Genomic DNA, 20,706 nt, shown 5'->3' on the forward strand with positions numbered 1-20,706 from the left:
CGGCCAGAAGATGGGGATCACCATCGACGCCGGCGCGCTGGATGCCTTGTTCGAGGCGACCGGCGGGCACGCGTTCCTCTACCGGCACCTGGCTTCCGCTGTTGTGAACGAGCTGCCGGGTCGACACGTTTCACCGGGAGATCAAGAAGCCGCTGGTGCTGCGGACGATCAACACGTGGCGTAGGCAGATCGCCGGGAACATGCGGGAGATGCTGGACCACGTCAAGAGGTACTACCCGGACGAGGCGTACTTGATCGAGATCTTGATGAACGAGCCGGAAGACTTCGCCGTGGTCGCCGACGACGTGCCACTGGCACTCGGGCACCTCGTCAGCCTCGGACTCGTCCAGGAAATCGATAACGCCTACGAACTCACCCCGGTGCTGCAGCTGCTATGACCGAACTCATCCGCTCCGCTGCCCACACCCGGGCCGCCGAGATCCGCCGGAAGCTCAAGCGCAACAAACTGGTCTTCGTCCAGTGCGGTGCTGCGTTCGAGGTGCTGCGCGCGCCACTGCTGGCCGAGTTGGACGGAACGCTGCTCGACTCCGTGAGCTTCGCCGCCACCTCGGATCCGGTCGATCCGCCGACCGGTCGGGTCATCCTGGACAACGTGGAGGCGTTCGCGGCGGACGGCAAGGCTGGGAGCGCGACGCTGGGAGCGCTCCGCGCGCGGGTCAATCAGCTGCGGGACGACGAGATCGACGTTTGCCTGGTCTCGCGGATGCCCAAGATCGCTTTCGCGCCGGTAGCGGGCAGCAACCTGCTGGACGACGCGGCGTGGCACTGTATTCCCTGTTCAACCCGGAAGAACGCCCGCAAGAGATGCAGGCAAGCTCGGGCGCGGCGCTCGCCGCGGTGGGACTGGGGCCGGATCTGGATGTGCCGGCCCTCCTGCGGGCCTCGCTCGGTGAGCTCGGTGTCCACGTGCTGACCGACCTCGACTTCGCGATCTTCGAAGCCAACCACGTCGACGGCTTCGTGAACGAGGTCGAGCCGGCAGTGGCGGAAGCGCTCCGCGGTGCTGGGCTGGCCCAGGTGGTCGATGGCTCCCTGGAATTCACGGCGGTTGGACCGTTCTGGAAGTTCAAGAACGCCGTCGCCGACACCATCGCCGCCGTCGTCGGGCCGCAGTCCGAACTTTCGGACGTGTCCGACGGGCTCTGGCTGATCGAGCGCACGATCCGCAAGGCCCTGCGCGAGGCGGCCATCGCCGCTTCAGGTGGCAGTTGGCGCCGGAACCTGTTCAATAAGGCGATCGCCGACAACGTGCTGGGCCGGGCACGAGGCGATGTGTACCCTACCGCGGCGACGGTGTCCGACCTGCGTGATCCGACCGAGTGGCTGAGCCTCGGCGAATTGCTCGAGGTCGTGCGGTCGCCGCAGTTCGACGGCCTTTCGTGGGATGCGGTCGCCTGGAAGCACTTCACCCAGGACATCGTGCCGATCCGCAACCGGCTTTCCCACATGCGCTTGCTCAAGAAGGATGACCGGGCGACGGTCCGGATGTGGGTCAACCGCGTCAAGCTGACCTTGACCTGAGGTCGGGTCGCTGGCGAGTCGCGGTGGCAGTTCGACGCGCACCCGACCGGGCGAACCGTGGTGTGGCTGACGAGCTGCAGGACTACCTCGACTTTGCCGGGGGCGTGCCAGCCGGCCAAGTCCGCGAGCTGATCGCGGCCGGAGTGGTGCTGGCCGCGACCCGCTGGCCCGGCGAGCACAACAAGCGCGTGGCGCTGCCCGAGAAGGGACGGTCGGATCCGTATGCCAACGACCGGCGCCTGCTCGGCCTGGCCGACGTCGTGCAGGTGCCCGATGCGTTCAGTGCCCACGAGCGGCGTCGCGCCGAGGAGCTCGCCGGCACCGATCGCCGGATCCGGGTCGCGCTCGAGACCCCCGACGCCGGGTTCACACAGGTGATGGCCGGGGGCCCGGACCTGATCCGTCACTGGAACCAGGCACCCGCCTACGCGAAGGCGGTCATCACCGCTGCGCTCGACGCCCGCCGCGTCGGCGCCCACTCACCCCTCACCCGCGATTACCTTGCCGACGCTGCACCCGGCCACCTCGACGATCGGGACGTGGCCACCGCATCCCCGGACTGGCTCGACGACGCCCTGAACTACGCCACCAAGCTGCTGCACGGCGCCACCGCCGCCCTCACTCCCGTTCCCGCCCGCATGGGCACCATCGCCGGCTACCAGACCGCTGACTACCTGCACCAACACGCCCTGTACGCCCACCACCAGCAGCCCCTTCCCGACACAGCCTGGCACGCTCTGATCCACCACCACCCCGACGACACCCAACGACTCGCCGATAACGCCGAGCACCACGACCGCGACCACGAAGCCCTCACCCTCTTCCAGCAGCTCGCTGACCGCGGCGATGAGCCCGCCGCTGGGCTGTGCTACTGGCCAAGCAAGGACAGATAAAGCAGCTGCGTTCCCGCGCCGAGAACGGCGACAGCCACGCCGCCGCCTGGTTGACTGATCTGCTGGTTGAGCAAGGGCAGGTTGAGGACGCCATCGAGGTGCTGCGCCCTCACGCCGACAACGGCGACGGGGCCGCCATCTACCGGGTAGCTGATCTGCTCGTGGGGCAGGGACAGGTCGAGGACGCCATCGGGGTCCTGCGCTCTCGCGCCGACGACGGCGACGACCCCGCTGCCCGCCGAACGGCTGATCTGCTGGCCGAGCAAGGGCAGCTGGAGCAGCTGCGCACCCGCGCCGACAACGGCGACAAGGACACCGCCCATCGCTTGGCTGTGCTACTGGCCAAGCAAGAACAGATCGAACAGTTGCGTTCCCGCGCCGAGAACGGCGACAGCCACGCCGCCGCCTCTTTAGCTGAGCTACTGGTTGAACAAGGGCGGGTCGAGGACGCCATTGAGGTGCTGCGTGCCCTCGCCGACAACGGGGACCGGGACCGCCGCCGGAGCGTTGGCTGAGCTGCTGGCCCCAGCACGGGATGGGCGAGCAGCTGCGCGTCCCGCGCGGAGAACGGTGATGTGACCGCCACCGCCCGGTTGGCTCGGCTGCTGGCCGAGCGGGGGCAGGTCTAGGACGCCATCCAGGTGCTGCGTGCCCGCGCCGGCGACACCGCCATCCGGTTGGCTGATCTGCCGGCCAGGCGGGGTCAGATCGAGGAACCGAAAAGGAAAGCGGCGGCGGGAATGACAGGTGCGGCTACCGGCCTGCGTCGCGTGCGGTCCCGCGAGCCGACCCACGGTGACTGAGTTGCTGGACATGCGCGACCAGGGCGTCCCAGCGGGCGGCGGGGTCGTGTCGACATCGGTTCTGTTGGTGTCCTTAGGCCCAGCACCGCAGGAAGGGTGGCGGCTGGTGGGCCAGATGGCGCCGCCCGCCGATCGGTAGACGCTGCAACAGCAGCTCGACCGATGACCGCAGCGGAACCGTGTCGTCGGTAACGACCTACCTACTGTTCCCGATCCGGCGGCCTGCGGTCACGTCGTGGGACTCGGCAGCGATCGTGCGTAGCGAGACGCCCCCGTCCTGATCCTGGCCGTGCGCACGCTCGTCACCCTGCGGCAGAGGTGGCGCCGGCCCCGACCGGTCAGCGCGGCATTAAAACTCGCCTTCTCGATCAACCCCGGTTGACGGGTGAGTCACCCTCAAATCGGCTCGCAGCAGGTTGGCGTACTGCTCGTCGTGCCCTCCGACCCGCCATCGCCAGTTTGGTGATATCCACACAAAGCTGAAGCACGGCTATGATCACTATAATGACGCCAAGCCAGGTATCCACGGCTCGTTCCTTCGCGAACAAGGCGGCGTCCTGGTGAAGCCGCTCAAGACCCAGCAAGTCATATACCTTGAGGGCGGGCAAGAGACATGGACAGACCTGCACAGATAGCTGCCATATTCGGTAGATCCTGGACAAGGATATACTGACACTGGACAAACGCGGACACGGTCCCAAGTTAAGGCGGGACTACGATGACGAGCGGACATAAAAGGCCACGAGTGGACGTGAGCGGACAGGCAAGGAGGTGAGCACGTCATGGACGACAGTGGACATGACATTGACCCCCTGCAAGCTCGCAATGAAGTCGAATTGTCGCTCTGCTTGAAGAAGCTATGGATTCACGCCGGAGAGCCGCCAAGTCGTGTTATCGAGAAGGATACGAATGAAAAAGGCGGCAAGCTTCCAGGAACAAGCCTGTCTCGGGTGCGTATTGGACGCACTAATCTCAGTCTTGTGCTGAATGGAAAATTTCCAACAAAGCCATTTCTTCTAACATTTGTCGAGTATTGCGACGTAAATCTACTCGAGGATCCACGCTGGGCGGAAGCCTGGGATCGCATCCAACTACGGCGTCGAAATCTCGATCGGAATGAAAACCCGCCCAGCACTGACAAAAACCCGACCTTACCGCCAATCGCGCCGATCCGGACTGACATCAAGCTTAGGAGTGACGACTTACAGGATCATGAACAGGCCAGTACAATTTCCAGCCTTGGAACGGCTGAAGGTCCGCATGCCGTTGACGTTGCGATCGTCTCGTGCGATATAGTACGTCACTCAAGGATGAATCGCAGTAGTCAGACTCACAATGTTGATAGCATAAATAAAATCGTCGCAAAGACGCTCGGAGCGGTGACCGACGGAGATATCGCGTGGGCGTCAGGGGGAGACGGCGGTCATGTCGTACTTGTCGGCGACATGTGGCAGGAACCAGCTATTCAACTCTTGGCAGACCTACGAGAGTGGGCGAAGGTAGCAGATGCCCCACTTCGGATTACTGCACATTTCGGCTCTGTTGACCGAATTACAGGCGCTGATGGACGACATCAATTTGTGGGTCCTGGAATCAACTTTGCCGCATGGATAGTTAACACAGGTTCGCCGGAATGTATTGTCGTCTCGGATGCCTTCAGATTGGCATACGAACATAGTCCCGCCGATCTCGAAGTAACGTTTCACGACATGCGGATACTTAGAGACAAGAACATGGAGCCCGCACAACTGTGGCTGATGTCATTCGAGCAAACTCAGTCTCACTGGGGCCTGCCGGTCGATGAGGATCAGGAGGGGTTAAAGCGCGCGTTAAGCACTAGCGATAGCTGGTCTGCGATGTATTTCACGAAGCGCATTATGCAGATAAACTCAAATGACACAAAGGCGATTGACGCAATTCACAGAATTGCCGAGAGCGGCCTCATGTACGAAGATCCTCATCGCGGCAAAACGTCCAATCCTTTTCTCGGAAAACTACCAGGTCGAACACTTAAAGAGCTGGTACAGCTTGGCGAACTTATTGAGCGCGACGCTTACGAGGTCATCTGTCGCTTTGGCGACCATGGCGACACCATGTTCGTGATCCTTCATGGCCAGGTAGGTGTCTACAATTCCGAGGGCCAAGGGTCTGCGAACCCCTCGGAGCCAGCACATGTTATGAACGAGGGCAATATCGTGGGCGAACTAGCGGTGACGCTCGGGCGCAGTCGCACGGCCGACCTCGTGACTCTAACTAAGACGTCCCTACTCTCGTTCGATATACAAGAAATCTATAGGCGGCTCCCCAAAGATGACCCTACGCTAACAGCGATACAGGAGTTCATTGACTCTAGGACACTAGAGCATTTATGCGACAATGCACCCTATTTTGATGAAGCACTGACCGCTGGCAGCGGATCGAAGGCAGAGGCGGTAAGTAATCTAGCCTATGCCAGCCATTCTCTTACTCTCAATCCACCAGACCTCGTGATCACCTTTGAATTGGTAGAGCCAATTAATGGCGGCAACGGCCTCTACATTCTGATTTCGGGGGTTCTGAGCGGCCTTGATTTTGAAGGATTACTCCAGCCTGATAAGTTCCCCATCCTGTGGGCCAGACTTCCGGGTGTGCCTGTACAAGTTGAACGCCAGTACAAAATCGAGGACGGCCAAGTCAAAATCTTTCACATAAATTCGGACGCGCTAGGCGAACGTCTCGAGACGGCCAAACGTGCTAGGCTCTACGACGTACTGCGCACTTACAATCCCTTTAGTAAATAGTTTTATAGTCCAACGGCATCAAGGTGGGAACTAAGGACACTGGAATTGACGGTTGAAATTAAGCGGAAGACATATCCGCCAGGGATCGCGCACAAGCTCCGTTGCGTCGATGGGCGAACCATCGAAGGTAAACAAGCATGCAAGCCTCACCATAAGGCATACTAGTACACCTTATGTAACAGGGGGATTTGCTCACTTCTCAACTCTCCTGCGGATAGTCTGACTCGGTAGCTCTGATTGATGATGAATCCTTAGAGCGTGTCTTACGCGACGATCGGCGACAAGATCGCCGCTCGCACAATCCCCGTGCTGGACTGCGACCAAGTCCGCCGGGGCCCGCGCTGCCACCCCACGAACTCGCGTCGGCTCCGGAGATTTCCGCCCAGGTCGCCGGCGCGGTAGTTGACGCCGGCGCGAGCAGGCGCCGCAGGTCGGGCAGTTCGGCCCACGGCACGACGTGCCGGTCGGGGGGCCCACATATCGAACACGGCGCCCTCGGCGGCGACCCATTCGCCGAGGATGAATCCGCGGAACCATAAGCCGGTGTACTCGCGGCGGATGCATGCGCGGTACTCGGCGGACAACGAGGGGTTGTCGTCGAGGGTGAACGCGAACGAACGCCAGTCGGGCAGCTCGGCGAGCCGGTCGAGGTAGTCGCGTTTCAGCCAATGCGCGGGGTCGTCGGGGTTGGTGGTGCCGAACAGTTGCGCGCCCGGAACGAACATTCGGCCTAGGAGCTGCTTGAAGAACTCGCGGGGCGACGACGGTCACCTCGTCGAGGGTATGCGCTGGCGCAGGCGAGCCCGCGCAGGACCTTGGGACTGCCCCCGGTTCGGTTGACTCCTGACCTGTGAGGATGCCCTCCTCGCTGGAAGGATGTCAGCCATGCCCAAAGCGTTCCCGCCGGAGTTCCGCCGTGACGTGGTCGCGGTCGCCCGCAAGGGCGAAGCACCGATCTCCCAGATCGCGAAAGACTGCGGGATCTCCGAGTCCTGCCTGCACCGCTGGCTCAAGATCGCCGACACCGACGACGGGAACCGGCCCGGCACCACGACCACGGAGTCAGCGGAACTGCGTGAGCTGCGCAAACGCACCAAGCTGCTGGAGCAGGAGAACGAAATCCTGCGCCGAGCCGCGGCGTATTTCGCCAAAGAGATCTCCCCAAAATGACATACCCGCTGGTCAAGGACCTGGCCGCCGACGGGTTCCCCCGTCGCGGTGACCTGCCGGGTCCTGGGGTTCTCCACGCAGGCCTACTACGCCTGGAAGACGGCCCCGCTCAGCCGCCGCGACCTCGACGACGCCTACCTGATCAACGCCGCGCTCGACATCCATCGTGACGACCGGCGTTCGGGCACCGGTTCATCGCCGACGAACTGCCTGCCCACGGCATCACCGCCGGGGTGAACCGGGTCGCGCGGCTGTGCGCTCAGCAGAAGATCTGGTCGGTGTTCGCGAAGAAGAAGGGCCTGAGCAGACGGGCCGGGCCACCGGTGCACGACGACCTGGTGCACAAGAGGTTCACCGCCGACGCCGCGGACCGGCTGTGGCTGACCGACATCACCGAACATCCCACCGCCGAGGGCAAGCTGTATCTCTGCGCGATCAAGGACGTCTACTCCGGCCGGATCGTCGGGTACTCGATCGACTCGAGGATGACGGCGTCACTGGCGGTGTCGGCGTTGCGTAACGCGGTCCGGCTGCGGGAGCCGGCCGGCACGATCGTGCACTCGGACGGGGGCAGCCAATTCCGGTCGCGGAAGTTCGTGAACACGCTACACCGCAACGGTTTATGTGGATCGATGGGACGGGTCGGGGCGTGTGGTGACAACGCCGCGATGGAGTCCTTCTTCGCGCTGCTGCAGAGGAACGTCCTGGACCGGCAACGCTGGCAGACCCGGGAAGAGCTGCGCTTGGCGATCGTGACCTGGATCGAACGCACCTACCACCGCCGGCGTCGGCAGGCCCGTCTGGGCAAGCTCACGCCGATCGAGTTTGAGACAATCAACAGGCACGCAACCGCGGCCTGATCCACTCAACCCGCGAGTCAACCAAACTCGGGGCAGTCCCTGATCTCCGGGATACAAGCCGTGTGGGCAGCTGTGCACAGGCTCCTTCGGGCGAGCGGTACGGCTTGGCTGGTCCTCGGCGATGTGCGTACGGAGTCGGGTTCGATCTCCGGAACGCCTTGGCGGGTCGTCTTCGCGCTGCAGCGCGAGGGATGGCTGCTGCGGAACGCGTTGATTGCGAGCACAGCGGCCGGCTGCCATCAGGTGGGATTTCTGCTGGTGAAGCAGCCACGCTACTTCTTCAACATCGAGGCGATACAGGCTGAGTACGGGAAGAATCCGGGTGACGTCGTGCTTGACGGAGACAGCCTCGTTGCACGGTGTATTACGGCCGGCTGTCCTTCGGGTGGGATTCTTCTGGATCCCTTCAACGACACCGACATGGCTGCCGTCATCGGTCGAGCGGGGACGGCGGCATGAGGACCAGACATGACGACGGTCAAGTTGCTCTCCACTCAGGAGATGCGGCTGACGTGGTACGGCAGTTGCCGATCGCATCAGTGGACTGCGTGGTGACGTCGCCGCCGTATTGGGGCCTGCGCGACTATGGATCCGAGCGCCAATTGGGTGCCGAAGCTACTGTGCAGCAGTACGTTGCTCGCCTCGTCGAGCTCTTCGACGAGGTTGCGCAGGTTTTGGTACCGCGAGGCACGGTGTGGCTCAACCTCGGGGACAACTATGGCGGCTCGTGGGGTCACTATGTGGCGGCCGGCTCTGTTTCCCGCACCGCCGAGGTGCGATCGCGTACTCCGTACGGGACACATCGGCCGCCGCAAGCGTCATGCCGGTCGAAGGATCTCGTTGGCGTGCCGTGGCGGGTTGCGCTCGCCCTACTGGACCGAGGCTGGCACGCACGGCGCGAGATCGTCTGGCACAAGCCCAACGCTCGGCCCGAGAGCGTACGAGACCGGTTCTCGCACTGTTACGAGAACATCTTTGTCCTATCTCGAGACCCCTGCGAGACCGCCGAGACCGAGGTCTGGAGTGTCTCGTCGGACCGCGGCCGAGTCAGTCATCCGGCCAAGGGAACGCTGGAGATCGCACGTCGCTGCGTGCGGCTGGGGTGCCGTCCGGGCGGGACGGTTCTCGATCCGTTCTCGGGCAGCGGGACCACCGGTATCGCCGCGAGAGAGCACCGGTGCCGGTTCATCGGGATCGATCTCGACCCGCGATGCCATGACCTTGCCCTGCAGAGGCTGGGGTTGAGCGCATGACTGTCGAGGTGGAGCAAGCCATGACGCTGGCTGAGGTAGCCGCGTTGCCAGCGGTGGTGGACCTCATGACGGCTGCGCGAGCGTTGGGGATCCGGCGGACCACTGCGTACGCCCTTGCCCGTGGTGACTCCTTTCCCTGCCCCGTGTTCCGGGCCGGCGCGTCCTATCGGGTGCCGACGTCGGGGCTGTTGCGGCTGTTGGGGTTGACCACCTGATCCGGTGATCTTTCCCGGGCTCGGGCTTCCCCGAGTGGTGGTCGCAGCGCGAGTATCGGGCTGCGAGAAAGCCCTTGGTGGGTGCTTGACGAATGAGGGGAGATGACTTCGGTGACCGATGGCTCGGTGTACCGGCGGTGTTCGTGCCGGGATGAGAACAAGAAGTCGCTCGGTGATGCGTGTCCGAAGCTGGCAAACAAGCGGCACGGGCAGTGGTACTTCCGGATCGAGCTGCCGAAGGACGCGCAGGGCAACCGCCGGCCGCGGCGGCGTGGTGTGTACGAGAGCGCGACCGAGGCCGAGAAGGGCCTGCAGCGGGTGCGAGACCTGCTCGGTGTCGCCGAAGAGGGCGACACCGAGACGTCGCGGAAGATCGGGGACTTGCTGGCGGGGCTGATCTCGCAGAAGGAGCCGCTGCCCGAGACCGAGACTGTGCGTCGTCTCGTCCGTGCGGGGTCGGCGGTGTTGGAGCAGCCGTTGATGGGTGTGGTGTTCGACGAGTTCCTGGCGCGGAAGTAGCGGAACGTCAGCCGGAATATGTACCGCTCCTACGAGTCGCACGTCCGGCTCTACCTGCGCCCGCACCTGGCCAAGATCCGGCGCGACCGGCTGCGAGTGGGGCACTTGGATGCGATGTTTGAGGCGATCGTGGAGCGCAACGAGCAGATCGCCGAGTACCGGGCCAGCGGCGACCCGCAGAAGATCGCGGCCGTGAAGTGGCAGCGCCCCGTCGGACCGACGTCGCTGCACCGGATCAAGGAGACACTGCGGGCGATCCTGCGCCCGGCCGTGGACCAGGGCTTGCTGACGCACAACGTCGCGAAGCTGGTCGAGTTGCCGCCGACGGTGCGGCCGAAGCCGAAGCTGTGGACGCCGGAACGGATCGCCAAGTGGCGCCGGACCGGGGAGGTGCCGTATCCGGTGATGGTGTGGACCGGGGACCTGACCGGGGCGTTCCTGGACTTCACGGTGAACCATCGGCTGTACGCGCTGTTCCACTTGATCGCTCACACCGGCCTGCGGCGGGGCGAGGGGTGTGGCCAGCGGCGTTCGGACACCTACCTGGACGCGGCCTCGCTCGAGGTGGACAACCAGATCGTCCAGTACGGCTGGGAGACCGGCCAGAGCAGGCCCAAGACACCGTCCTCGGAAGGCATCGTGGCCCTCGACCCGAACACCGTGCTCGTCCTCCGCGCGCACCTGGCTCGTCAGGACGAGGCCAAGGCCCGGCTCGGTGACGATTGGGTGGAGCACGACTTGCTCTTCACCGAGTCTGACGGCAGCCCGCTGCACCCGGCCGATGTCGCCGACGAGTTCGCGAGGCTGATCAAGCTGGCCGGCTTGCCCCCGATCACCCTGCACGGTCTCCGCCACGGTGCCGCGACGCTGGCTCTCGGAGCTGGGGTGGACATGAAGGTGATCCAGCACATGCTCCGGCACTCGTCGATCAAGGTGACGATGGATCTGTACACGAACGTCGCCGAAGAAGTCGCCGCCGATGCGGCGAGGAAGCTGGCCGGGGCGATCCCGCGGAGGGTTCTGCACCCGGACTGCGCTCTCGGGCTCCCCTCGGGCTCCCGACCGACCACAGTGGACAGAGAGGAAGCGGAAGCAATGATTCCAGATACCACAAAACCTCAGGTAGAAGAGATCTTCAACCTGAGGAGTGGGTGTGCGCCATCAGGGACTCGAACCCCGAACCCGCTGGTTAAGAGCCAGCTGCTCTGCCAATTGAGCTAATGGCGCCGGTGTCTGCCGGAGGTTTTCCCTCGGCGACGTGGAAAACATTAGCACCCGGTTCCGGGCCCCGTTTCAGGGGGGTCCCGTTAGCCGGTTGCGGCGTTGCCGCCCCGGTGTCGGGGCTGGTCGGGCACACTGTAGTCGGACATCGACGGCTAAACAGGCAGGTGGGTATGACGAGTGCGGGGGTGCGGCTGCTCGTGGCCGCGGGCGTGATCGGCCTCACGGTGGCCGGCTGTAGCAGTAGCCCTTCGGGTGAACCTCCGAAGGAGACGGCGTCTTCGAGTGCTCCCAAGCCTGTGGCGAAGCCCGCCGTGCTCACGGTGAGCCCTGCGAAGGATGCCAAGGATGTCGCGCCCGGTGAGCCGGTCAGTGTCGTCGTTGCCGATGGGAAGGTCGGGGACGTCAAGCTGACCGGGGCCGATGGGAAGGTCGTCGCCGGGAAGGCGCGCGCCGATGGGTCCGGGTGGGACTCCGCCGAGCCGCTCGGTTACAACAAGTCCTACAAGCTGACCGCCACCGCGACCGGCTCCGATGGCAAGCCGGTGACGCAAGAGTCGTCCTTCAGCACCGTCAAACCCGCGAGGCAGCTCGGCGTCTCGGTGAACCTCGACGACGGCGAGACCGTCGGCGTCGGGATGCCGCTGATCTTCACCTTCAGCGGGAACGTCGCCGACAAGGCCGCTGCCGAAAAGGCGCTCAAGGTCACCGCGGAACCCGCCACCGAGGGTGCCTTCCGCTGGTCCGGCGACAAGCAGGTGACCTGGCGGCCGAAGGACTACTGGAAGAGCGGCACCAAGATCAAGGTCGACGCCGCCGTCTACGGCAAGGCGCTCGGCAAGGGCAGCTACGGCCGCGAAGACAAGAAGATCACCGGCACGATCGGCGACAAGCTCGTCGCGGTCGCCGACGGCCAGACGCACCAGATGACCGTCTCGATCAACGACAAGGAGGTCAAGACCATGCCGACCTCCATGGGCAAGCCCGGTCACAACACCCCGGCCGGCAGCTACACCGTCATGAGCGAGCACGTCGGTTACACCATGAACTCCGCCACCTACGGCGTCCCCGAGGACGCGCCCGGTGGGTACAGCACCTTCGTCCAGTACGCGATCCGCCTGTCCTACAGCGGCATCTTCTACCACTCCGCGCCGTGGTCGGTGCGGCAGCAGGGCCACAGCAACGTCAGCCACGGGTGTCTCAACCTGTCCACCGACAACACGAAGTGGCTGATGGACACGTCCAGGAAGGGCGACATCGTCACCGTCCAGAACAGCGGAGGCCCGAAGCTCGAGCCCACCGACGGCTGGAGCGTCTGGCAGCTGTCCTGGGACGAGTGGCGGACCGCCGCGAACTAGCGGTTGTCGTACGCCTCGCGGGCGGCGTCGATGTGCGGCAGGTGCTCGATGCTCCACGCCAGCAGCGGCGCGGTGGCTTCGCGCAGGGTCCGGCCCATCGAAGTCAGCTCGTAGCTGACGTGCGGGGGCATGACGGCGACGACCGTGCGCGTCACGATCCCGTCGCGCTCGAGGTCGCGCAGGGTCACGGTGAGCATGCGCTGGCTGATGCCCTCGACGGACCGCTTGAGCTCGGTGAAGCGCAGCGGCCCGTCCTTGAGCATGCGCACGACCAGCATCGCCCACTTGTCCCCGACGATCCCGAGGACTTGGCGGGCCTTGCACGGGTCGTCCACGGTTACCTCCTGAGAACCGGGGCACCAATTAGTGCCGTATTGCCCGGTGCGCGCCGTGTGGATCACGATGGTTCCGGTTACCGAATGGTACCGAGGAACCAAAGAGAACCGAGGCACGCATGTCAACATTCCTGCTGGTCCACGGCGCCTGGCACAGCGGACGCTGCTGGGATCGGGTGGTCCCGCGCCTGGAAGCCGCCGGACACCGGGTGCTCGCGCCGTCCTTGACCGGCTACGGCGACCAGGCCCACCTGCTGAGCCCGGAAGTTGGGCTCGGCACCCACATCGACGACGTCGTCCGCCTGCTCGAAAGCGAGCACGACGTCGTTCTCGTCGGGCACAGCTATGCCGGGATGGTGATCTCGGGAGCCGCCAACAGGGTGCCGGAGCGGATCGCACGCCTGGTGTTCCTCGACGCGATGGTCCCCGAAGACGGCGAGACCGCGGCCGACGTCATCCCCGTCACGAAGCAGCTGATCGACAGCGCCGTCGACGGCTGGCGGGTGCCCCCGATGGGCCTGTTCGGGGTCACCGATCCCGACGACGTCGCCTGGCTGCGCTCGATGCTGTCCGACCAGTCGGTGCGCTGCCTCACGGAGCCGGTCCGGCTGGACAACCCGGCGGCGAAGGCGATCCCGCGCACGCACATCCACTGCGTCGGCGGGGAGCCGTCGGGTATCACCAGGCGGCCGGTCCCGGCGGGCGAGCCGGTGCGCGAGCTGCCGACCGGGCACGACTGCATGATCACCCTGCCCGCCGAGCTGACCGAACTCCTGCTGGAGACGGTCTAGCCCTTCGCCGAGTCGCGGACGAGCTCCCGCGCCTCTTCTTCGGTCGCCACCGCGGGACCCGAGCCCCAGAGCGGCTTGTTCGCCGTCTCACGGCTGAAGTAGACCGCGACGGCGCCGACCGCGCCCGCGGCCATCATGTACCAGGCCGGCCAGAAGTCGTGGCCGGTCGCGGAGATCAGCGACTGCATCACCAGCGGCGTCGTGCCGCCGAAGAGCGACACGGAGATGTTGAACGCGATGGACAGCGCGCCGTAGCGGATCGCGGTCGGGAACAGTGCCGGCAGTGCCGCCGGCATCGAGACCTCGAAGCAGAGCAACAGCAGGCCGAGGCCCATGAGCCCGAGGAACGTCAGGACCAGGCCGCCGTCGTGCACCAGCAGCATCAGCGGCCAGGACAGCACGACGAAGCCGATGCAGCCGGCCATCATCACGGGCTTGCGGCCGACGTGGTCGGTGATCCGGCCGCCGACCAGGATGATCAGCATCATCACGACCATGACGACGATGATCAGCAGCAGGCCGTGGGTGGCGTCGAGGTGCAGCTGCTCGGACAGGTACGTCGGCATGTACGACAGCAGCATGTAGTCGGTCACGTTGAAGACGAGCACCAGGCCGACGCAGATCAGCAGCGCGGGCCAGTAGTCCGTGAACATCTTCCAGAACGGCTCGCCGGAGCGTCCGCGCTTCTCGGACTCTTCGGCGTGCTTCTGGAACGCGGGCGTCTCCTCGAGCTTGAGCCGCAGGTAGAGGCCGATGATGCCGAGCGGCCCGGCGACCAGGAACGGGATCCGCCACCCCCAGTCGAGCAGCGTCTCGTGCGGGACCCAGGCCTTCATCCCGGTGACGACGGACGCGCCGAGCACGTACCCGGACAGCGTCCCGAACTCGAGCCACGAGCCCATGAAGCCACGGCGTTTGTCGGGGGAGTACTCGGCGATGAACGTCGTCGCGCCGCCGTACTCGCCGCCGGTCGAGAAGCCCTGCACCATCCGCGCGACGACGAGCAGGATGGGCGACCAGACACCGATGGAGGCGTAGGACGGGATCAACCCGATGCACAGGGTCCCGATGGCCATCATGATCATGGTGACGGCGAGGACCTTCTGCCGTCCGATCCGGTCTCCGAGCGGCCCGAAGACGAGCCCGCCGAGCGGTCGCATGAGGAAGGCGGCGGTGAAGGCCCCGAAGGTCCCGATCAGCCGGATGCCGGGCGAGACGGTGGGCGGGAAGAAGACCTCGGCGATGGTGTCGGCGATGTAGGCGTAGACACCGAAGTCGAACCATTCCATGGCATTGCCGAGAGCGGCGGCCCCTACCGCCCGCTTGAGCAGAGATCGGTCGACGACGGTGATGTCCTCGTACCGCAGCTTCTTCTTCCGCCTGATCTTCGGTGCTGAACGTGCCACCTGAACACCGTGCACCGGCGATCGGACGTTCGCACGCTGAGCCATCCGGTCGTGAGGGTTACCACCAACAGCCGAATACCGCGCACGGCAAAAACCCCAGCTCGGAAAGATCCAAACTGGGGTGTTGGGGTGAGCGACGGGTTTCGAACCCGCGACCTCCTGGACCACAACCAGGTGCTCTACCAGCTGAGCTACGCCCACCATCGCCGAGGGGATCCGCTTGCGATCACCTTGCGGGGATAATCGTAGCGGGTGCCCTCGAGCGGATTGCAGGGGGTTACCTCTGCAACTGTTCCTGCACTTCAGCGGCCGCCGCCTTGGCTTCGTCGCTGGTCGGGCCCGGCTGGGGGACGAAGGCGACGCGCCGGTAGTAGTCGAGTTCGCCGATGGATTCCTTGATGTCGGCGAGCGCCCGGTGCGCGAGGCCCTTCTCCGGCTTGGCGTAGTAGATCCGCGGGTACCAGCGGCGGACGAGTTCCTTGACGGACGAGACGTCGACCAAGCGGTAGTGGAGGTGGGCGTCGAGCGCCGGCATGTCGCGCGCGATGAAGCCGCGGTCGGTGGCGATCGAGTTGCCGGCGAGCGGCGCGGTGCCCGCTTCGGGGACGTGCTCGCGGATGTACTCGAGGACGCGGCGTTCGGCTTCTTCGAGGGTGACGCTGGAGGCGCGGACCTCTTCGGTGAGGCCGGAGTGGGCGTGCATCTCGCGGACGACGTCGGGCATCCCGGCGAGTTTTTCCTCGTCGGCGTGGATGACGATGTCGACTCCTTCGCCGAGCACGTTCAGCTCCGCGTCGGTGACGAGGGCGGCGATTTCGATCAACGCTTCCTTGCCGAGGTCGAGCCCCGTCATTTCGCAGTCGATCCAGACTAGGCGGTCGGTCACCTGGTGACCCTAACCCGACACGGGGATAAGAGCGGCGTTACCTGCGCGTACGGCGCGTTACGCTCGCGGTGTGGTGCAGGACACACGATCGGGGAGCTGAGAGTGACCGAGCAGGGGTCGCCGGCGAGCGAGATCGCCGCTGGTTATGCGAGTGAGGGTGCCGCGCTGGAGCTGGGCGCGGTGGTGATCGACGGCAAGACGGACACCGCGGCCGCGGTGCGCCTGCCGCTGGCGACGCTGAACCGGCACGGCCTGGTCGCGGGCGCGACCGGGACGGGCAAGACGAAGACGTTGCAGCTGGTCGCGGAGCAGCTGTCGGCGGCCGGGGTGCCGGTGGTGCTCGCGGACGTGAAGGGCGATCTTTCGGGACTCGCCGCCGCCGGCGAGGCGAACGACAAGGTGTCGAAGCGCGCGCAGGAGCTGGGCGACGACTGGGCCGGCACGGCCTACCCGGTGCAGTTCCTGTCGCTGGGCACCGGTGGCAAGGGCTCGCCGATCCGGGCGACGATCACGAGCTTCGGGCCGGTGCTGCTGTCGAAAGTGCTCGGGCTCAACGAGACGCAGGAGTCGACGCTCGGGCTGATCTTCCACTGGGCCGACCAGCGCGGGCTCGCGTTGCTGGACACGAAGGACCTCAGGTCGGTGATCACGCACCTGACCAGCGACGAGGGCAAGGCGGACCTCAAGGGCATCGGCGGGGTGTCGGCGGCGACGGCCGGGGTGATCCTGCGCGCACTGTCCAACCTGGAGGCCCAGGGCGGCGAGGACTTCTTCGGCGAGCCGGAGCTGGACGTCCACGACCTGATGCGGCAGGCCGACGGCAAGGGCGTCGTCACGCTGCTGGAGCTGGACAACCTCCAGTCGAAGCCGGCGTTGTTCTCGACGTTCTTGATGTGGCTGCTGGCCGAGCTGTTCGAGGAGCTGCCCGAAGAGGGCGATCTCGACCAGCCGAAGCTCGTGTTCTTCTTCGACGAGGCCCACTTGCTCTTCAACGACGCGTCGAAGGCGTTCCTTGAGCGCATCGAGCAGACCGTGAAGCTGATCCGCTCGAAGGGCGTCGGCGTGTTCTTCTGCACGCAGCTGCCCACGGACATCCCGAACAACGTGCTTTCGCAGCTGGGCGCGCGGATCCAGCACGCGCTGCGGGCGTTCACACCGGACGACCAGGCGGCGCTGGCCAAGACGGTCAAGACCTACCCGAAGACGAAGTTCTACGAGCTCGACACGGCGTTGACGTCGCTGGGCATCGGCGAGGCGATCGTCACGGTGCTGTCGGAGCGGGGCGCGCCGACGCCGGTGGCGTGGACGCGGTTGCGGGCGCCGCGGTCGAAGATGGGCTCGATCGGTCCCGAAGCCGTCGCCGCCGCGGTCGCTTCGTCGGACCTGCACGCGAAGTACGCCGAGACGATCGACCGGGAGTCCGCCTACGAGAAGCTGGCGGCGAAGGTCGCCCCCGCTCCCGACGCTCCGCCTGCCGAGGCTCCTCCGGCTCCCGAGAAGGAGAAGGACGAGCCCGGGCTCATCGAGTCGGCGATGAAGAACCCGGCCGTGAAGTCGTTCATGCGGTCCGCCGCGAGCGCGCTGGGCCGGGAGATCACGCGCGGGCTGTTCGGCAATCGAAGGCGCTGACAAAACCTGACGCAATCTGTCAGGTATGGCTGGGACGCTGGTGTCCACACCGAAGAAGGGAACACCATGACCAGCAGTGCCACCGCGTCGTTCACCGTCGACAAGTGGGAGCCCCAGGCGACCGACCAGTTCGCCGGCAACGAGCTCGCCCGGGTGGCGATCGCCAAGACGTTCACCGGGGCGGTCGAGGGGACCAGCAAGGTCGAGCTCCTGACGGCGAACAATGCGACTTCGCGCGCGTACGTGGGCTTCGAGCGGCTCGAAGTCGCGGTCGACGGCCGCAAGGGCAGTTTCGTCCTGCACCACACCGCCGGCGAGGAGTCCGGCATGACGGTGACGATCCTCCCCGGTTCCGGGGCGGGCGAGCTGACCGGGATCACCGGAGCGGCGCTCATCGAAATCGACGGCGATGACCACCGCTTGACGCTGACTTACACGCTCTGAGCAGCACGAAGGCCGTTTCGAGAGCCCCCGATTGACTCTCGAAACGGCCTTCGCCGTCCCCGCTCCCCGAAGCGGGTGGTGGACGGACCGCCCCGACCACGGCCCGTCCGCGTCCTAGTTGTTCACGATCTGGTCGACGATCTTCTTGGCGTCGTTGATCGGGATGGCGAAGCCGATCCCGACGCTGCCGGCCGAGCCGTTGGCCGAGGCGGTCGGGCTGTAGAGGGCCGAGTTGATGCCGATGACGTTGCCCTGGGCGTCGACCAGCGCGCCGCCGGAGTTGCCCTGGTTGATCGAGGCGTCCGTCTGGATCGCGGTGTAGCTGGGCGAGTCCTCGGTCTGGTTCGAGGTCCGGTTGAACGGCGACTGCTGTTGCTGCTGGCCCTGGCCGATGTCGGACAGGTTCCGGTTGAGCGCGCTGACGATGCCGGTGGTGACGGTGTTCTGCAGCCCGCCCGGCGAGCCGATAGCGACGACCTCCTGGCCGACGACCAGCTTGCTCGAGTCACCCAGCGTCGCCGCGGTCAAGCCGCTCGCGTTCTGGGCCTGGACCACCGCGATGTCCGCCTTGGTGTCCGCACCGACCACGCTGGCCTGGTACTTCTTGCCGTCGGACGTCGTGATCACGACGTTCTGGGCGCCGTCGACGACGTGCGCGTTGGTCAGGATCCGGCCGTTCGAGGTGAGGATGACGCCGGAGCCGATCGCCTCGCCCTGATCGGTGGTGACGTTGATCTGGACCACGCTCGGCGTCACCTTCGCGGCGACGCCGCTGACGTCGCCGGAGGTCGAGTTCGAGACCGTCTGCCCGGTGGCCGCCGGCGTGCTGACCGACGTCGTCGCGCCGTCCGCCGAGTTCGTCGTGAGCCCGACGATCGCGGCGCCGCCGACACCGCCGACCAGCGCGGCGCCGAGGGCGGTCGCGCTGACGATCAGCGCGACGCGGCCGCCCTTGCGCGGCTTGGTCTTCAGCGCCGTGGGCGCCTGCTGCTGCGGCGGTTGCGGCGTGAACAGAGGGTTCGGCGCGGCCTGCTGCTGGTAGCCGTACTGCGGCTGCGGCGGCTGCTGCGCGTACGGCCCGTACTGCTGGGTGCTGTGGTGCGGCTGGTGCCCACCGGGTGAGGCGGGGCCGGGCCGACTCTCGTTCTCGGTCATGCACCTAGATTCGCGCCCGTGCTTGTGAACAACCTGTGGAAATCCCTCAGGCTTTGCTGAGAAGAATCAGCTGAGAAAACTCAGGCAATCCTCAGGCGTCACGCGAAGAACGACGGCACGTCCAGTGCGCCTCCCGCCGCCTCGAACTCGTCGTGGACCGCCTTCCGCAGCTCGGCGTCGGCCAGGTAGTCGGCGGCGGTGAGGGCCAGGCCCAGTGCGCCGTCCCGGACGCCGGCATCGCCTGTCTCCGATCCGGCCGCGGCCGCGAACTCCTTGGTGTGCAACGCGACCGTCGGACCCGAGACGGCGAGCATCGGGTGCAGTGCGGGCATCCGGTACGACAGGTTGCCCAGGTCCGTCGATCCGGTGAGCGACTCCGGGACGATGCCCGGCGGCAGCGGTTTGCGGCCGGTGCCCAGCTGGTTGGCCGTCCACCGCCCGGCGAGCGTGGTGTTGAACCGGATCGGCAGGTAGGCGGCCTGGGCGTCCCACTTCAGCTCGACGCCGCAGCCGGTCATCGCCGCCGCGCCCTCCGCGATCGACGTCATGCGCGCGGCGAGGTCGCGCAGGGTTTCGGGGTTCTGGGAGCGCAGGTAGAACAGCAGCGCGGCGCGGGCCGGGATGACGTTCGGCCGGGCGCCGCCGTCGGTGAAGACGCCGTGGACGCGGTCGCTCTGCGGGAGCTGCTGGCGCAGTGCCGAGACGCCCTGGTAGGCCGCGACGGCGGCGTCGAGCGCGTTGCGGCCCATGAACGGCTGCGCCGAAGCGTGCGCGCCGACGCCGTGGAAGACCATCTCCAGCTGACGGCGGCCGAGGAACGGGTGCAGCGCGATGTCGTGGCTGAACGGGTGCAGCATGATCACCGCGTCGACGTCGTCGAACACCCCGGCGCGGGCGAGGATCTCCTTGCCGCCACCGCCTTCCTCGGCCGGCGTCCCGATCAGGCTGACGCGGCCGCCGAGCCGTTCGGCGACTTTCGCGGCACCGAGGAAGCCGCCCGCGGCAGTCGTGCAGATGACGTTGTGGCCGCACGCGTGGCCGAGGCCGGGCAGCGCGTCGTACTCGGCGAGCACGGCGATGTGCGGGCCCTCCTGCTGCGGGGTGCTGACGCGCAGCGCGGTGTCGAGCCCGCCGACGCCGACGGTCGCCTCGTGGCCGTGGCGGCTCAGCAGGTCGGCCAGGGCTCGCACCGAACGGTGCTCGGCGAACCCCTCTTCGGGATGGGCGTGGAGATCTTGGCTCAACGCCACCAGATCGGGTGAGCTGCGCTCGACTGCGGAGGCCACCTCGGCCCGCGTCGCCTCGTCCGCGCCGGCGTGCGACGAGGGCAGCGGTTCGGCCGCCGCGACGGCGTCGGCGGTGGCCTCGACCAGGGAACGCAGGTAGCTGTCGTCGGGCGGGACGGGCTCGTGGTGGGTCATGGGGCGATGCTAACCGCAGGCTCCG

21 protein-coding genes, 2 tRNA genes and 2 pseudogenes are annotated in these 20,706 nt (G+C 65.9%); 17 read left to right on the top strand and 8 right to left on the bottom strand.

What is annotated here, in order from left to right; all coding sequences use genetic code 11:
• Positions 1–10 precede the first annotated feature (10 nt).
• From QQ657_RS21120 to QQ657_RS21150, 7 genes are all read left to right on the top strand, one after another.
• Positions 11–184: a hypothetical protein gene (locus tag QQ657_RS21120; RefSeq protein WP_284743914.1), complete on the top strand. Its 174-nt coding sequence runs from the start codon at positions 11–13 to the stop codon at positions 182–184.
• Entirely contained in the window at positions 156–398 is a 243-nt protein-coding gene (locus QQ657_RS21125) for a hypothetical protein (protein WP_284743915.1), read from the top strand. Before QQ657_RS21120 ends, QQ657_RS21125 begins: the two co-directional genes overlap by 29 nt.
• Positions 395–934 (top strand): hypothetical protein, encoded by a 540-nt coding sequence (locus tag QQ657_RS21130; protein ID WP_284743916.1) that lies wholly within the window; start codon positions 395–397, stop codon positions 932–934. The genes QQ657_RS21125 and QQ657_RS21130 overlap by 4 nt, the downstream gene beginning before the upstream one ends.
• The gene (locus QQ657_RS21135; RefSeq protein ID WP_284743917.1) at positions 928–1,542 is read left to right on the top strand and encodes a hypothetical protein; all 615 of its coding nucleotides are present in this window, start codon (positions 928–930) and stop codon (positions 1,540–1,542) included. The genes QQ657_RS21130 and QQ657_RS21135 overlap by 7 nt, the downstream gene beginning before the upstream one ends.
• Before the next feature lie 62 nt (positions 1,543–1,604).
• Complete coding sequence (locus QQ657_RS21140; RefSeq protein ID WP_284743918.1) at positions 1,605–2,435, top strand: hypothetical protein; 831 nt, start codon at positions 1,605–1,607, stop codon at positions 2,433–2,435.
• Entirely contained in the window at positions 2,408–2,950 is a 543-nt protein-coding gene (locus tag QQ657_RS21145) for a tetratricopeptide repeat protein (RefSeq protein ID WP_284743919.1), read from the top strand. The genes QQ657_RS21140 and QQ657_RS21145 overlap by 28 nt, the downstream gene beginning before the upstream one ends.
• 1,070 nt (positions 2,951–4,020) lie before the next feature.
• Complete coding sequence (locus QQ657_RS21150; protein WP_284743920.1) at positions 4,021–6,018, top strand: cyclic nucleotide-binding domain-containing protein; 1,998 nt, start codon at positions 4,021–4,023, stop codon at positions 6,016–6,018.
• 263 nt (positions 6,019–6,281) lie between these two features.
• On the opposite strand, the gene QQ657_RS21155 is transcribed toward QQ657_RS21150, so the two are convergent.
• Positions 6,282–6,743: a hypothetical protein gene (locus tag QQ657_RS21155; RefSeq protein WP_284743921.1), complete on the bottom strand. Its 462-nt coding sequence runs from the start codon at positions 6,741–6,743 to the stop codon at positions 6,282–6,284.
• 160 nt (positions 6,744–6,903) lie between these two features.
• On the opposite strand from QQ657_RS21155, the pseudogene QQ657_RS21160 reads away from it, so the two are divergent.
• The 6 genes and pseudogenes from QQ657_RS21160 to QQ657_RS56740 form a co-directional block, all read left to right on the top strand.
• A pseudogene (locus QQ657_RS21160) lies at positions 6,904–8,048 on the top strand (IS3 family transposase).
• A gap of 60 nt (positions 8,049–8,108) precedes the next feature.
• The gene (locus QQ657_RS21165; protein ID WP_284743922.1) at positions 8,109–8,507 is read left to right on the top strand and encodes a hypothetical protein; all 399 of its coding nucleotides are present in this window, start codon (positions 8,109–8,111) and stop codon (positions 8,505–8,507) included.
• A gap of 53 nt (positions 8,508–8,560) precedes the next feature.
• Positions 8,561–9,301, top strand: coding sequence for a DNA-methyltransferase (locus QQ657_RS21170; RefSeq protein WP_284743923.1), 741 nt, complete (start codon positions 8,561–8,563; stop codon positions 9,299–9,301).
• Positions 9,298–9,516 (top strand): DNA-binding protein, encoded by a 219-nt coding sequence (locus QQ657_RS21175; protein WP_284743924.1) that lies wholly within the window; start codon positions 9,298–9,300, stop codon positions 9,514–9,516. The genes QQ657_RS21170 and QQ657_RS21175 overlap by 4 nt, the downstream gene beginning before the upstream one ends.
• A 102-nt stretch (positions 9,517–9,618) precedes the next feature.
• Positions 9,619–10,035, top strand: a complete 417-nt coding sequence (locus tag QQ657_RS21180; RefSeq protein ID WP_284743925.1) for a hypothetical protein — start codon at positions 9,619–9,621, stop codon at positions 10,033–10,035.
• A 405-nt stretch (positions 10,036–10,440) separates the two neighbouring features.
• Positions 10,441–10,989: pseudogene (locus QQ657_RS56740) on the top strand (site-specific integrase); the annotation flags it as partial.
• Positions 10,990–11,189: 200 nt separating this feature from the next.
• On the opposite strand, the gene QQ657_RS21185 reads toward QQ657_RS56740, so the two are convergent.
• A tRNA-Lys gene (locus QQ657_RS21185) sits at positions 11,190–11,262 on the bottom strand.
• A 167-nt stretch (positions 11,263–11,429) separates the two neighbouring features.
• Between QQ657_RS21185 and QQ657_RS21190 the strand changes: the two genes are divergently transcribed.
• Entirely contained in the window at positions 11,430–12,614 is a 1,185-nt protein-coding gene (locus tag QQ657_RS21190; protein WP_284743926.1) for a L,D-transpeptidase, read from the top strand.
• Here QQ657_RS21190 and QQ657_RS21195 read toward each other — a convergent pair.
• Positions 12,611–12,949, bottom strand: coding sequence for a winged helix-turn-helix transcriptional regulator (locus QQ657_RS21195; RefSeq protein WP_284743927.1), 339 nt, complete (start codon positions 12,947–12,949; stop codon positions 12,611–12,613). The two genes, QQ657_RS21190 and QQ657_RS21195, sit on opposite strands and share 4 nt — an antisense overlap.
• Before the next feature lie 119 nt (positions 12,950–13,068).
• On the opposite strand from QQ657_RS21195, the gene QQ657_RS21200 reads away from it, so the two are divergent.
• Entirely contained in the window at positions 13,069–13,740 is a 672-nt protein-coding gene (locus tag QQ657_RS21200; protein ID WP_284743928.1) for an alpha/beta fold hydrolase, read from the top strand.
• Here the strand turns inward: QQ657_RS21200 and proP are convergent.
• The 3 genes from proP to orn all read right to left on the bottom strand — a co-directional run bounded on the left by proP (position 13,737) and on the right by orn (position 16,032).
• A complete protein-coding gene (gene proP, locus QQ657_RS21205; protein ID WP_284743929.1) occupies positions 13,737–15,191 on the bottom strand; it encodes a glycine betaine/L-proline transporter ProP in 1,455 nt (484 codons plus the stop codon). The two genes, QQ657_RS21200 and proP, sit on opposite strands and share 4 nt — an antisense overlap.
• Before the next feature lie 80 nt (positions 15,192–15,271).
• Positions 15,272–15,347, bottom strand: a tRNA-His gene (locus tag QQ657_RS21210).
• Positions 15,348–15,423: 76 nt separating this feature from the next.
• A complete protein-coding gene (gene orn / locus QQ657_RS21215; RefSeq protein ID WP_284743930.1) occupies positions 15,424–16,032 on the bottom strand; it encodes an oligoribonuclease in 609 nt (202 codons plus the stop codon).
• Positions 16,033–16,134: 102 nt separating this feature from the next.
• Between orn and QQ657_RS21220 the strand changes: the two genes are divergently transcribed.
• Positions 16,135–17,661 (top strand): helicase HerA-like domain-containing protein, encoded by a 1,527-nt coding sequence (locus QQ657_RS21220; protein WP_284743931.1) that lies wholly within the window; start codon positions 16,135–16,137, stop codon positions 17,659–17,661.
• 66 nt (positions 17,662–17,727) lie between these two features.
• On the top strand, positions 17,728–18,105 hold the full coding sequence (locus QQ657_RS21225; protein ID WP_284743932.1) for a DUF3224 domain-containing protein: 378 nt from the start codon (positions 17,728–17,730) through the stop codon (positions 18,103–18,105).
• A 114-nt stretch (positions 18,106–18,219) separates the two neighbouring features.
• On the opposite strand, the gene QQ657_RS21230 is transcribed toward QQ657_RS21225, so the two are convergent.
• Together QQ657_RS21230 and QQ657_RS21235 are read right to left on the bottom strand one after the other, a co-directional pair.
• Positions 18,220–19,260 carry a S1C family serine protease gene (locus tag QQ657_RS21230; RefSeq protein WP_284743933.1) on the bottom strand — a complete coding sequence of 347 codons (1,041 nt, stop codon included), beginning with the start codon at positions 19,258–19,260 and terminating at the stop codon, positions 18,220–18,222.
• Positions 19,261–19,358: 98 nt separating this feature from the next.
• Entirely contained in the window at positions 19,359–20,681 is a 1,323-nt protein-coding gene (locus tag QQ657_RS21235; RefSeq protein ID WP_284743934.1) for a M20 family metallopeptidase, read from the bottom strand.
• Positions 20,682–20,706 lie beyond the last annotated feature (25 nt).

This window comes from Amycolatopsis ponsaeliensis (assembly GCF_030182635.1).
Taxonomy (GTDB): domain Bacteria; phylum Actinomycetota; class Actinomycetes; order Mycobacteriales; family Pseudonocardiaceae; genus Amycolatopsis; species Amycolatopsis ponsaeliensis.

Bases quoted from the DNA above. Each gene is read 5' to 3' on its own strand.
- QQ657_RS21120 (WP_284743914.1), top strand. From the start codon at position 11: ATGGGGATCACCATCGACGCCGGCGCGCTGGATGCCTTGTTCGAGGCG.
- QQ657_RS21130 (WP_284743916.1), top strand. From the start codon at position 395: ATGACCGAACTCATCCGCTCCGCTGCCCACACCCGGGCCGCCGAGATC.
- QQ657_RS21150 (WP_284743920.1), top strand. From the start codon at position 4,021: ATGGACGACAGTGGACATGACATTGACCCCCTGCAAGCTCGCAATGAA.
- QQ657_RS21155 (WP_284743921.1), bottom strand. From the start codon at position 6,743: ATGTTCGTTCCGGGCGCGCAACTGTTCGGCACCACCAACCCCGACGAC.
- QQ657_RS21175 (WP_284743924.1), top strand. From the start codon at position 9,298: ATGACTGTCGAGGTGGAGCAAGCCATGACGCTGGCTGAGGTAGCCGCG.
- QQ657_RS21180 (WP_284743925.1), top strand. From the start codon at position 9,619: ATGACTTCGGTGACCGATGGCTCGGTGTACCGGCGGTGTTCGTGCCGG.
- QQ657_RS21190 (WP_284743926.1), top strand. From the start codon at position 11,430: ATGACGAGTGCGGGGGTGCGGCTGCTCGTGGCCGCGGGCGTGATCGGC.
- QQ657_RS21200 (WP_284743928.1), top strand. From the start codon at position 13,069: ATGTCAACATTCCTGCTGGTCCACGGCGCCTGGCACAGCGGACGCTGC.
- proP (WP_284743929.1), bottom strand. From the start codon at position 15,191: ATGGCTCAGCGTGCGAACGTCCGATCGCCGGTGCACGGTGTTCAGGTG.
- QQ657_RS21225 (WP_284743932.1), top strand. From the start codon at position 17,728: ATGACCAGCAGTGCCACCGCGTCGTTCACCGTCGACAAGTGGGAGCCC.
- QQ657_RS21230 (WP_284743933.1), bottom strand. From the start codon at position 19,260: ATGACCGAGAACGAGAGTCGGCCCGGCCCCGCCTCACCCGGTGGGCAC.
- QQ657_RS21235 (WP_284743934.1), bottom strand. From the start codon at position 20,681: ATGACCCACCACGAGCCCGTCCCGCCCGACGACAGCTACCTGCGTTCC.